Origin of the sequence: Nonomuraea rosea, from assembly GCF_039539705.1 — a bacterium.
Taxonomy (GTDB): Bacteria; Actinomycetota; Actinomycetes; order Streptosporangiales; family Streptosporangiaceae; genus Nonomuraea; species Nonomuraea rosea.
The window spans coordinates 278766-291448 of record NZ_BAABDQ010000010.1; the positions used below are offsets into that span (position 1 = coordinate 278766).

At 72.0% G+C, this 12683-nt stretch carries 7 protein-coding genes; 5 read left to right on the plus strand and 2 right to left on the minus strand.

Going from position 1 to position 12683, the window contains the following annotated elements:
• The first annotated feature begins 12 nt into the window (after window positions 1-12).
• Window positions 13-1197: an ROK family transcriptional regulator gene (locus ABEA43_RS24795; RefSeq protein WP_345565286.1), complete on the plus strand. Its 1185-nt coding sequence runs from the start codon at window positions 13-15 to the stop codon at window positions 1195-1197.
• 65 nt (window positions 1198-1262) lie between these two features.
• On the opposite strand, the gene ABEA43_RS24800 is transcribed toward ABEA43_RS24795, so the two are convergent.
• Complete coding sequence (locus tag ABEA43_RS24800; RefSeq protein ID WP_345565288.1) at window positions 1263-4256, minus strand: alpha-mannosidase; 2994 nt, start codon at window positions 4254-4256, stop codon at window positions 1263-1265.
• Between the two features lie 115 nt (window positions 4257-4371).
• Between ABEA43_RS24800 and ABEA43_RS24805 the strand changes: the two genes are divergently transcribed.
• The 3 genes from ABEA43_RS24805 to ABEA43_RS24815 all read left to right on the plus strand — a co-directional run bounded on the left by ABEA43_RS24805 (window position 4372) and on the right by ABEA43_RS24815 (window position 7483).
• Window positions 4372-4941, plus strand: coding sequence for a dienelactone hydrolase family protein (locus ABEA43_RS24805; protein ID WP_345565290.1), 570 nt, complete (start codon window positions 4372-4374; stop codon window positions 4939-4941).
• Between the two features lie 270 nt (window positions 4942-5211).
• On the plus strand, window positions 5212-6261 hold the full coding sequence (locus ABEA43_RS24810; RefSeq protein WP_345565292.1) for a HesA/MoeB/ThiF family protein: 1050 nt from the start codon (window positions 5212-5214) through the stop codon (window positions 6259-6261).
• A 43-nt stretch (window positions 6262-6304) separates the two neighbouring features.
• Window positions 6305-7483, plus strand: coding sequence for a PqqD family protein (locus ABEA43_RS24815; RefSeq protein ID WP_345565293.1), 1179 nt, complete (start codon window positions 6305-6307; stop codon window positions 7481-7483).
• On the opposite strand, the gene ABEA43_RS24820 is transcribed toward ABEA43_RS24815, so the two are convergent.
• Window positions 7457-8269 (minus strand): alpha/beta fold hydrolase, encoded by an 813-nt coding sequence (locus ABEA43_RS24820; RefSeq protein WP_345565295.1) that lies wholly within the window; start codon window positions 8267-8269, stop codon window positions 7457-7459. The two genes, ABEA43_RS24815 and ABEA43_RS24820, sit on opposite strands and share 27 nt — an antisense overlap.
• A 626-nt stretch (window positions 8270-8895) precedes the next feature.
• On the opposite strand from ABEA43_RS24820, the gene ABEA43_RS24825 reads away from it, so the two are divergent.
• A complete protein-coding gene (locus ABEA43_RS24825; RefSeq protein WP_345565297.1) occupies window positions 8896-12627 on the plus strand; it encodes a S8 family peptidase in 3732 nt (1243 codons plus the stop codon).
• Window positions 12628-12683: the final 56 nt, after the last annotated feature.

Sequence of the window (12683 nt, forward strand, 5' to 3'; positions counted from 1 at the left end):
CTCTGTGGTGACATGTCTCACATGCAGCTGGGCACGAACCTGCCCAAGGTCGGTAGCTACAACCGGGCCGTCGTCCTGGAGGCGATCCAGGCCTCGGACGGGATCAGCCGGGTCCAGATCGCCCACAGAACCGGGCTGACCGCCCAGACCGTCTCCGTGATCGTGCGCAGGCTGCTGGCGGAGGGGCTGGTCGTCGAGGACGGGTCCGTGCCGTCGGGCGGAGGCAAGCCGCGCACGATCCTGCGCGTCGACCCCGGCGCCGGATACGCCATCGGCGTGCATTTCGACCCGAACGAGATCTCCTGCGTACTGGCCGATCTGGCGGGGCGGCCGGTCGCGCGGCTGCACCTGCCGGTCCGGGCGGGGCTGCGGCCGCGCGCGGTGATCGGGCAGATGGCCAGGGCCGCGCGGCGGATGCTCAGAGAGGCCGGGGTGCCCGACGGCAAGGTGCTGGGCGTGGGGCTGGCGTGTCCCGGGCCGCTGGACGCGGACGGTGTGATGGTCGGCCCGCCCAGGCTGGCCGGGTGGGACCAGGTGCCGATCAAGAGCCTGCTGCAGCGGGACACGCGTTTCCCGGTGACCGTGGACAACGACGCGACGGCGGCGGCGATCGGGGAGCGGTGGGCGGGGATCGCGCGGTCCACGCCGAGCTTCGCCTATCTCTACCTGGGGACGGGGATCGGCGGGGGGATCTTCCTCGACAACCAGGTGTATCGGGGACGGTCGCTGAACGCCGCCGAGTTCGGGCACATCACGGTCGAGCCGGACGGGCCCGAGTGCTACTGCGGCAACCGGGGGTGCGTCGAGGCGGTCTGCTGCCCGAGCGCGATCGAGGCGGCGATGGGGGACCGGCTGGCGCACGCCGGCATCTGCGCGGCGGCCGCGGCGGGCGAGCCGGAGGCGCGGCGGGTGATCGACCGGGTGGCGGGACGGCTGGCCGATGCCGCCGTCAGCGTGGTGAACATGCTGGACATCGACCTGCTCGTGCTCGGCGGGCCCGCGCTCAGGGAAGTCGGGGAGATCTACCGGGAGGTGATCGCGCGGGCCGTGTCGAGCAGGTCGCTGGCGCGGCGGCTGCACGTGGTGCGGGTGGAGACCTCGCCGATCGCGGCGGACGCCGCCGCCATCGGCGCGGCCTCGCTGGTGTTCCACGCCACGTACGCACCCCGCCTGGGCGCGCTGCTCAGCGGTGGCTGAGCAGCGCGCGTGCACGGCGGACTGCCTGAAGCGCAGGACTCACGGAAGGCAGCGTGCGCGAGTGATCAGGCGCGCTTCAGCCGGAGCGTGACCAGCTCGAACGGCCGCAGCGCCAGGGGGATCGCCTCCCCAGGACGCTGCGGCTCGCCCACCGGCCGCTCCAGCAGGTCGGTCGCGACGACCTCGGAGAAGGCGAAGCCCGGCGTCAGCCTCGCCTTGACCCGGCTGCCGCGTGACTCGTGGAAGCGGACGATCACGTCGCCGCTCTCGTCGTCGGCCAGCTTGACCGCCGTCACCACGACCGCGTCGTCGTCCACCGCGACCAGCGGCTGCACCGGCGCGGCGCCGGTGACGCGGCGCTCGGGCAGGTTGACGAAATAGCCCTCGCGGACCGCGTCGCCGATCGCCGCGCCCGGCACGAGCGCGTGCCGGAAGCGGTGCACGCCCTGGTCGGTCTCCGGGTCGGGGAAACGCGGGGCGCGCAGCAGGGACACCCGCAGCGTCGTGGTCGTGCCCGAGTCGCCGCGGACCGTACGGGTGACGTCGTGGCCGTAGGTCGAGTCGGTGACCAGCGCGACGCCCCAGCCGGGCTCGGCCACGTGCACGAAGCGGTGGTTGCACGCCTCGAACTTGGCCGCCTCCCAGCTCGTGTTGGTGTGCGTGGCGCGGAAGGCGTGGCCGTACTGGCTCTCGGAGGCGTACCTGTCGGCGTGCACGTCCAGCGGGAAGGCCAGCTTGAGGAACTTCTCCGTCTCGTGCCAGTCCACCTCGGTCTCGATGTCGAGCCGGCCGTCCGCGAGCGAGAGCACCTGCGTGACGCTTGACGAGCCGAACGAGCGCGTGACGCGGACCGAGCCGTCCCCGGTGCTTTCGACCGACCCCTCCACCAGGTCGGTGACCGTGTTGCGGTAGAACTCGTCCACGTCCCAGGCATCCCACTTGTTCGGGAAGTCGGGGTGCAGCTGCAGCAGGTTGGCGGCCTGGCCGGGCGGGACCGTCTCGCGCTCCGCGACCTGGTCGTAGGCGGAGACGACCAGGCCGCGGCCGTCGATCTCCACCCTGAGCCGGCCGTCGTCCAGCACGAAGCCGCCCTCGTCGCGGGCGCGCGCCTCGGCCCGCGGCCCGGGCCCGGCGATGCCCGCGCCGCCGGCCGCGATCCCGTGGCGGGCGTGCGGGGCCGCGTTGAAGACGAGCGTCTCGCCGCCGGTTCCGGCCAGCGCGCCCTGGGCGGTCTCGATGAGGGCCGTCAGCTCCTCGGCCACGGCCGCGTACGTCCTGGCCGCCTCCCGGTGCACCCAGGCGATCGACGAGCCGGGCAGGATGTCGTGGAACTGGTGCAGCAGCACCGTCTTCCAGATCCGGTCGAGCTCGGCGTACGGATAGGGCGCGCCCGCCCGGACGGCGGCCGTCGCCGCCCACAGCTCGGCCTCCCGCAGCAGCGACTCGCTGCGCCGGTTGCCCTGCTTGGTCCTGGCCTGGCTGGTCAGCGTGGCGCGGTGCAGCTCCAGGTACAGCTCGCCCACCCACACCGGCGGGTTCGGGTATTCGGCCTCGGCCTTGGCGAAGAACGCGGCCGGCGGCTCCCACACGACGGCGGGCGAGCCCTCCAGGTCACGCACCCTGGCCGCCTTGGCGACCATCTCGCGCGTCGTGCCGCCGCCCCCGTCGCCCCAGCCCGTCGGGGCCAGGGAGTGCCGGGCCAGGCCCTTGTCCTTGAAGTTGCGCGCCGCGTGCGCCAGCTCGCCGCCGGTCATCGAGCAGTTGTAGGTGTCGACCGGCGGGAAGTGCGTGAAGATCCGCGTCCCGTCGATGCCCTCCCACAGGAACGTGTGGTGCGGGAACGTGTTCGTCTGGCTCCACGAGATCTTCTGCGTGAGCAGCCGCTTCGAGCCGGCTGCCTTGATGATCTGCGGCAGCCCGGCCGCGAAGCCGAACGTGTCCGGCAGCCACACCTCCTCGTTGTCGATGCCGAACTCCTCGATGAAGAACCGCTTGCCGTGCACGAACTGCCTGGCCATCGCCTCGGAGCCGGGCATGTTCGTGTCGGACTCCACCCACATGCCGCCCGCCGGGACGAACCGGCCGGTGGCCACCGCCTTGGTCACCCTCGCCCACACCTCGGGCCTGTGCTCCTTGATCCACGCCCACTGCTGCGCCTGCGACATCGCGAACACGAAGTCCGGCTCGTCCTCCAGCAGCGCGGTCATGTTCGCGGCGGTGCGGGCCACCTTGCGCACGGTCTCGCGCAGCGGCCACAGCCAGGCCGAGTCGATGTGCGCGTGCCCGACCGCGCTGATCCGGTGCGCCGACGGCACGGCGGGGGCCGACAGCACGCCGGCCAGCTCGGCGCGGGCCGCCGCCGCCGTCCCGCCGACGTCCTGCAGGTCCACGGCGTCCAGCGCCCGGTCCACGGCGCGCAGCACCTCCCAGCGGCGCTGGCCGTCCACGGGGAGCTGCGCCATGAGCTCGCCCAGGACCTCCAGGTCCAGCACGAGCTGCCACACCTCCTCGTCGAAGACGGTGAGATCCATCCGGGCCAGCCGGTACTGAGGGTCGGTGCCCGCGGTGGCCAGGTCGCCGAGCGGCGTCGGGCGGTAGACGCCGTGGCCGAGGATGACGGGGTTGGAGGCGGCCTCGATGTGCAGACGGACGTGCTCGCCGCCGCGCGCGGGGGCGGCGATCCGTACCCACTGGGTGCGGGGGTTGAGGCCCTTCACCGGGGTGCCGTCGGGGCGGTAGACGAGGCCCTCGCACTGGAAGCCGGTCATGCTCTCGTCGAAGCCCAGGTCGAGCACCGCCTCGACGGTCTTGCCCGCCCATCGATCGGGCACCGTGCCGGTCACCGTGAACCAGCTCGTGCCCCACGGCGCACCCCACGGCGTGCCGACCGCGATCGGCTCGGCCGCCGCCGCCAAAGCCTCCGCGACCGGTACGGGCTCACCGGGCGCGTGCCACACCGACACCTCCAGCGGCACCGACTCGGCGTGGACCGCCGGGCGGATCCGCTCGTCCAGCACGCGCTTCAGCCGGGCTTCCACGAGGTTGCGATCGTCATGCATCAGGGGGCTCCTCACAGGTGGTGATCATGCGGTACGCATCTTCCAAAACGTTATGCATGACGCCCGGCCCCCGGCAACGCTGGTCCGCCCATCGGACCGGTGGTACACATTCGGCATGGCAGAGATCATCCTCTTGCACTCCGCACAGGGCCTGCGCCCGGGGGTGGGCGCGGCGGCGGAGGCTCTCCGCGAGGGCGGGCACATGGTGCGCACGCCCGACTACTACGACGGCGAGGTCTTCGACGAGCTCGAGGCCGGGCTGCGCAAGCGGGACGAGATCGGTCCCGAGGAGATCGGGCGCCGCTTCCGCCGGATCGGGAACGAGGTGAGGGGGCCCACGGTGTTCGCCGGGTTCTCGCTGGGGGCGTACGGGGCGCAGTTGCTCGCCGTGACGCACCCCATGGCCAGGGGCGCGCTGCTCTTCCACGGCGCGGTGCCGCTCGACGAGGTCACCGAGGGGGCGTGGCCGGCCCGGGTGCCCGTGCAGGTGCACCACGCCGAGCGGGACCCGTGGGTGGACGAGAGCGTGGTCGCCGGGCTGGGGGCGGCGGTGGGGGCCGGGTTCGAGTGCTTCGCCTATCCGGGGGACGCCCATCTGTTCGCCGATCCGGATCTGCCCGGATATTCCGGCGAGTCCGCGGCGCTCATGTGGAAGCGCGTCCGCGACTTCCTCTCCCGGATATAGCGCCAATTCCATGGAAATTTCGTACTTTAGACACCCTCAGCACCATTAACAGCACCCTACGTCATTGGGCCTCCCCTTTCTCTCATTTTATCTTTACGATCACAGCGGCCCATCAAGATCGACGAAAGGATCGCTCTATGACGATCGAGATCAAGACGGTCGAAGAAGTCGAGACCACCGGCAACAGCAACAGCTGCTGACCGCGTGCGGCCTCCTGCGGCACCCCCCGTCCGCAGGAGGCTCGCTCCGGACTTCCCGGGAGTCGATTTCATGCCGAGGATTCAGGTGAATCCGGCTTTTCCGCTATTCATCGATGACGAGGGCGAGCGCGTACGGCTCGGTGACTTCCCCCCGACCGGCCGCGTACTCGAACCCGCGCCGCAGCCCCTGCGCCGCCTGATCCGGCTGTGCGCGCAGGCACCCGTCGAGCTGAGCGACCTGTACGCGCTCATCGACGGCGTCGCGCCCCAGGAGATCGACGCGGCCGTCGAACGGCTGCTGGCCGAGCGGATCCTCGTCACCGACGCCGACCTGCACACGCTGGCGGCCGACGCCGGGCGGTCCAGGCTCGCGCTGTGGCTGTCCATGTTCCACCCGGCCGGGCAGGCCGTCGCCGCGCTCGCCGGCCTGGCGGGCAAGCACGTCGCGGTGCTCGGCGCGGGCGCGATCGGCGGCCAGGTCGCCCTGCACCTGGCCACCTCAGGCGTGGGCCGGCTCACCATCCTGGACGACGACCGGGTGGAGCTCAGCAACCTGCACCGCCAGCACCTCTACACGCCGCGCGACCTCGGCGAGCCCAAGACCGCCGCCGCCGCGCGCACGCTGCGCGAGCACTGCCCGGACGTCGAGGTCAGGCAGGCCGGGCGGCGCATCACCGGGCCATGGGACGTGGTCACGGACGCCGACCTGGTGGTCAACACCGTGGACACGCCGCAGCCGCACATCCGCCGCTGGGTCAACCTGGCCTGCGTCCGTGCGGGCACGCCGTTCGTGACCGGCGGCTTCAACCAGCACTTCGGGCTGCTCGGGCCGCTCGTCGTGCCCGGCAGGACCGGCTGCCTGGCCTGCCAGGAACGCAGCCTGGCCGAGCGGTACGGCGCCGCCGAGCTGCCGGTCAGCGACAACCCCGGGCGGACGATCCCGTCGTTCGGGCCCTTGTGCGGGATCGTGTCGGGGATGCTCGCCTCGGAGGTGATCCGCTACCTGACCGGCACCGGCGAGCCCGCGATCGAGGGCAGGAGCGTCTGGCTGGACCTCCTCACGCTCACCACGACCACCAGGGACTTCGACCGGCTGGCCGACTGCGAGGTCTGCGCATGAGAACCGGCGTGCGTGAGCTGAGCGGCCTGTGTGAGGCCGGCGGGTGAAGGCCGACCTGTCGTTTCTCAGTGTCGTCGCCGACGGGCCCGACGACTACGTGATCGGCAACGGCGAGAGGTTCGTCAACGTGCCGGGGGTGGCGGCGGCCGTGATCGCGGCGCTCGACGGCACCAGGACGCTCGCCGAGGCCCAGGCCCGGGTGCTGGCCGAGCAGGGGGTGGACGTGGACGTGGCCGCGTTCGTGACCGGACTCGAAGGCGCCGGCCTGCTCAGCCGTCCCGAGCGCCCGCCGAACCGGTGGGACCGGATCCGGCCGCACCACGTGGCCTGGCTCTTCTCCAGGCCCGCGCACGCCGTGCTGATCCTGCTGACCGTCTGCGCCGTGGCCGCCGCCGTCGCGGACCCCGGCGTCCTGCCCAGCCTGTCCGCGCTGGTGTGGTCCGACAGCCTCACGTTCACCGTCGCGTTCGCGGCGGGCTCGTGGATCCTCGTGCTGGTCCACGAGCTCGGCCACATCGCCGCCGCCCGGTCGCTGGGCGTGCGGGCGGAGCTGTCGCTCGGCACCCGGCTGCAGTTCCTCGTCGTGCAGACCAGGATCACCGGCATCTGGGGGGTGCCGAGGCGGGCGCGGTACCGGGCGTACCTGGCGGGGATGCGATCGGACTGGTTCCTGGTCTGCGCGGGGGCGTGCACGCTCTACGTCGCCGAGATCCCGCTCGTGCGGCTGGTCATGGTCATCTGCTTGTCACAGATCGCCTGGCAGTTCCTGTTCTTCATGCGCACCGACGTCTACTACGCCTTCGCCAACGCCAGTGGGAACAAGAACCTCATGGCGGACGCGCAGGCGTACCTGCGGGCGGCGCTCAAGGGCACTCCGGCCGTGCGGGACCGGCCCGGCCGGAGCGTGCGGGTGTACGCCTGGTTCCTGGCGGCGGGACGGGTGCTCGGGCTGGCCTTCTTCGCGCTCTACACGGTGCCGATCACGGCCGAGGTATGCCGCAGGTCCGTCGCCGAGCTGCCCGGCTGGCAGCCCGTGGCGGCGCTCACCCTGGTGGCCGCCGGCTGGCTGCTCTACCTGGGCCTGCTCGGCCGCCGCCTGCTGAGGTCGGGCCTGCTGAGGTCGGGCCTGCTGAGGTCGGGCACAGTCGGGTCGGGCACGGTCGGGTTGCGCCGGTTCGTTCCTGGCCCGCTCAGGTCACGGCTGCCCGGGTGGCGCCGCTAGCAGGGTGTGCAGCTCGGCGGCGTACTCGGCCGGGCTGCGCAGGTAGCCCACGTAGTCGCCGGGCAGCTCCACGGGGTCGAGGCCGAGATATCCGGCGACGGCGAGCGTGCACCGGTGCATCAGCATGCTGCGCGTCTGCACGCCGCTGGCCAGGGCGAGCGGGGCCGTGCGCAGCGCCGCCGCGTCCGGGACGTACCGGCAGAACGGCAGCATCTCGTACCGCAGGCTGGTCTCCATGTTGGCGTTCATCCTGGTCAGCATGTCCTTGACCCAGGCCGGCAGGTTCGGGTCGGGCTCAGGGGGAGCCGTCACGCCGGTCTCCTCCCCGAACTTGCGCATCGCCGGCCCGACCCCCTCCTCCAGGCAGAGCGCGACCGCCTCGCCCGCCAGCGCGAACCAGTGCGCCGCGTCGGGCAGCAGCGAGAACGCGGGCGGCTCATGCGCGACCAGCCGCCGCACCCGCTCCGGATGGCGGGCCAGCAGGTCGAGGGCGATCAGGGCGCCCGAGTGGGTGCCGAACACGTGGGCCGGCTCCTCCCCGACCGCGCTGAGCAGCCGGAGCGCGTCGTCGGCGTGCTCCTCGATGCCCTGCTCGTACGGCGGGCCGGTGAGCGGGCTGCGGGTGGCGCCGCGCCGGTCGTAGGTGATGACGGTGTAGCGGTCGGCGAGCGCGCCGGCCAGCGGCGCGGCCATCGCGGCGTCGCCGCCGCCGCCGAGGATCGTCAAAAGGACCGGTCCCGCGCCGCGCACCTCGAAATAGAGCCGTGCGCCTGGAACGTCGAGCATGCCAGAGTCCATGGTGCTGTCCATGGTCCGCCTTTCAAGAGTCCGCCTACTTTAGAGCGCCTGCGCCGGACCGCCAAGTCACGATATTTCCGGATTTGAGAGTCGTTCCTTCACCTTCCCCGGATGGCGATTCTCGTGCATGCCGCACACGGTCGTCACGGAGAAACGTACCGGGGCCGGAAAACGCCGGTCGGCGGGCCCCCGTACGCCGCCGGCGCGGCGCGGGTCATCTATTCGGCGAGCGGGCGGCGGGCGCATTTTCGGCCGGGCCGCAGCGGCCTTTCCCGGTGCCGCCAATTCGTCCGGCGGCACCGATCCCGCGGCGGCGACCGCGTACGCGGAATGGCCTTTTCCCGCGAATCCCCTTTCGGGAAGGAGCGGTTTCCGGTACGGCGCGGGGCCCGCCGGCGACCCCGGATCCGGGCCGCGCGGACCCCGCAGGCCGGTTGGCGGATTCACGACAAGTCGGGATCTAGCCACACCAACCTCATAGACAACAGCAGCTCAGATGACTAGGAATTCGGTAGTTGTGCTTACCAATTCTGGAGGTCGTCATGCTGGGGGAGTCAGGGCTGCGTGAGTTAGGACCGCGTGGATGGGGGCGAGCGGGACGATGGCGGCGAGGGATGGTGCCGGCCGTCGCCGTGGCCATGACCGCCTCGCTGCTCTCGATTCCCGGCGCGCACGCGAACACCGCGCCACCCGTGACGTTCACGAGCGGTCCGGAAAACGGCGCTGCGAGCGGTGAGATCACGTTGATCACCGGCGACCAGGTGCAGGTGCGAGCCGTGGACGGCGAGCACAGCGCGGTCACGGTCACCCCCGCGCCCCGGGCGGACGGCTCGGTGCCGACGTTCCAGGTGCTGGAGTCCGGCGGCGACGTGAGCGTGATCCCCGACGACGTCGCCACCCTGGTCCCCGAGCGGCTCGACAGCGCCCTGTTCAACGTGACGGCACTGGCCGGGCAGACGCGCGGCGCCGCGATCCCGCTCATCTTCACGTATGACGGCAACACCACGAAGGCCGCGATCCCGGCCGTCAAGCAGCTCCGCACCCTGGAGAGCATCGGCGGCGCGGGCGTCACGGTGAACGCGGCCGACGCGCCCGCGTTCGGCGCGGAGCTGGCCAAGCTGGCGACGACGGCCCCGCAGGCGCGCGCCGCCGGGCCGCTGGCCGGCGTGTCCAAGATCTGGCTCGACCGCAAGGTGAAGCCGGTGCTGCAGGAGAGCGTCCCGCAGATCGGCGCGCCCGAGGCGTGGGCCGCCGGGTACGACGGCGCCGGCACGACCGTCGCCGTCCTCGACACCGGCGTGGACGGCACGCACCCCGACCTCGCGGGCAAGGTCGCCGGCCAGCGCGACTTCACCGGCGAGAACGCGACGGGCGACCCCCACGGGCACGGCACCCACGTCGCCTCGACCATCGCGGGCGCCGGCTCCGAAGGCGGCGGCAAGGGCGTGGCGCCCGGCGCGAAGCTGCTCAACGGCCGCGTGCTGGACGCGGAGGGCTACGGCCAGCTCTCCTGGATCATCGACGGCATGGAGTGGGCGGCCGGCGAGCAGCACGCCGAGGTGGTGAACATGAGCCTCGGCTCGCCCGAGGCGGGCGGCCCGCTCACCGAGGCGGTCACGCAGCTCACCAAGCAGTACGGGACGCTGTTCGTGGTGGCGGCCGGCAACGACGGCTGCGACCAGTGCGTGGGCACCCCCGGCGACGCCCCGGAGGCGCTGACCGTGGGCGCGGTGGACAAGCAGGACAAGCTCGCGGTCTTCTCCAGCAGGGGCCCGATCGTGGCGGACGAGTCCGTCAAGCCCGACGTCACCGCCCCCGGCGTGAACATCAACGCCGCCAAGACCGGCGGCGGCCACGTCGCGATGTCCGGCACCTCCATGGCCACCCCGCACGTCGCGGGCGCGGCGGCGCTGCTGCGCCAGGCCCGCCCCGGCATCACCGGCGGCGAGCTGAAGTCGCTGCTCATGGCCAGCGCCAAGCCGGGCCAGGACATCGACGTGGACGCGCAGGGCGCGGGCCGGATCGACGTGGCCGCCGCGCTCAAGGGCACGGTCGTCGCCTCGCAGGGCTCGGCCGCCTTCGGCAAGCTCACCCTGGGCGAGGCCAAGAGCCTCACCGTCGGCTACCACAACCTCGGCCAGACGCCCGCCGAGCTGACGCTGACCACGGGCGACGGGTTCACCGTCGAGCCGGCCACGCTCACGGTGCCCGCCGCGGGGAAGGCCGAGGTCAAGGTCACCATCAAGGCGGACAAGCCGGGCCGGCTGCTCCAGGAGCTGACCGCCGCCGTCGCGGGCGGCGCGCCCGTACGCACCCTGCTGACCGGCACCGTGGACGAGAAGCGCGTCGAGCTGCGCGTACGCGGCATCGCCAGGGACGGCCGCACCGGCCGCGGCGGCTTCACCGTGCTGAACCTCGACGAGGGCACCCTGGTCGGGCGCGTCCTCCCGGGCAGCCCCGCCCAGCCGTGCAGCGACCAGAAGTACGGCTCGGGCACCTGCCTGCTCGTCAAGCCCGGCACCTACTCCGTGCTCGGCCACATCTTCACCATGCCGGCCACGCAGGACAGCACCACCTCCGGCAAGCCGCTCAACGAGAGCCTGCTCGGCGACCCCGAGATGGAGATCACCGGGAACACCGAGGTCGTACTCGACGCCCGCAAGGCCGTCGAGGTCAAGGTCGAGACCCCGGACCACAAGACCAAGCGGAACACGGGAGCCGCCGCGGCGCTCATGTGGTACCGCACAGGGGCGGAGGGCACCGCGCTGCGCGGCGGCACCACGATCTCGCCCGGCGGGCAGATCGAGGAGCGGCTGTTCGTCCAGCCCACCAGGAAGGTCACCAAGGGCAGGTTCACCGTCGCCACCCGCTGGCGGCTCAAGGCCCCCGAGATCGCCTTCTCCACGCTCGGCCTGGAGCTGGAGCCCGAATACGTGGACCCGGTCCAGTTCAGCGACTTCGCCACCGAGTACCCGCGCCTGGACGGCACCCAGCTCCTCATGGCGGTGGACGCGGGCAGAGGCAGCGCCGAGGAGATCAAGGCGCGTAACCTGCGCGGCAAGCTCGCCGTGATCCGCCGCACGGAGGGCGTGCCGGTCTCCACCCAGTCCAACGCGGCGGCGGCCGCCGGGGCGAAGATGGTGGCCGTCTACAGCGACCAGCCGGGCGCCGACGTCACCACCGGCGGCAACAAGGTCAAGCTCACGGTCCCGACCGTGCGCCTGACGCACGAGCAGGGGCTGAAGCTGGTCGAGCGGCTGCGCCGCCTGCCGGTGCCGATCGTGGCCAAGGGCATTGTGGCCAGCCCGTACCTCTACGACCTGTACCTGCGCGAGCAGGGCCGGGTCCGCGACTCGCTCACGTACGTGGTCCGCGCGAAGGCGCAGGCCAGGATCGAGACCGGCTTCCACAGCCAGCTCGCCGACGACGTGACCGTCAACGAGACCCGCTTCGTCTTCGAGCCGTGGGACACCGCCGTGGTCTCCACGAACCACCCCATGGCCAAGACCCCGCGCACCCGCGTCGACTACGTCACCCCCGACCCCGAGCTGCGGTGGAGCTCGTCGGCGGTCACGCCGGAGCGGCACTACAACGCCATGTGGCCGCACCCGGACACGCCGCGCATCGGGATGTCCTCGCCGGAGTTCCGCCCGTACAAGGTCGGTGAGAAGGTCGGCAGGACGGTGTTCAAGCAGCCGCTGCTGCCGGGCATCAACCCGCGCAACCCGATGCGCAGGGAGGGCGACCGGCTGCGCATCTCGATGCAGGGGTTCGTGGACGCCGACCAGAACTACGGCGACACCTACACCAGCATGTTCGAGCACGGCATGAAGACCGATTTCCGGCTCTACCAGGGCGACGCGCTGCTGTGGCAGACGGACTACCTGCCCGCGGCGTCGGGGACGCTCGTGCCGGAGAAGGCGGCGTACCGGATCGAGTACACGCTGAGCAACGAGGCCGAGTGGGCGAAGCTGTCCACCAGGACCAAGGGCGTGTGGACGTTCGGCTCCGAGCGGGCCGCGGAGACGACGGTGATCCCGCTGCTGCTGGCCACGTTCGACGCTCCGACGGACCTGAAGAACCAGGCGAGCTCCCGCAAGCTGGGGCTGTCGCTCTACCACCAGGAGGGCGCGGCGCAGAGCGCGATCAAGAACGTCGCGCTGGAGGTGTCCTACGACGACGGCGCCACGTGGAAGCCGGCCCGCCTGCGTGACAAGGGCGACCGCGCCTACGAGACCACGATCGACAGGTCGCCGTCGGGCTTCGTCTCGCTGCGGCTGAACGCCTCCGACGTCAACGGCAACACCCTGTCGCAGGAGGTGATCCGCGCCTACGCGGTGCGCTGAACGCCGTACCTGAGTCTGTGACCGCTGGGGGAGTGCCGTGCGCGGCACTCCCCCTC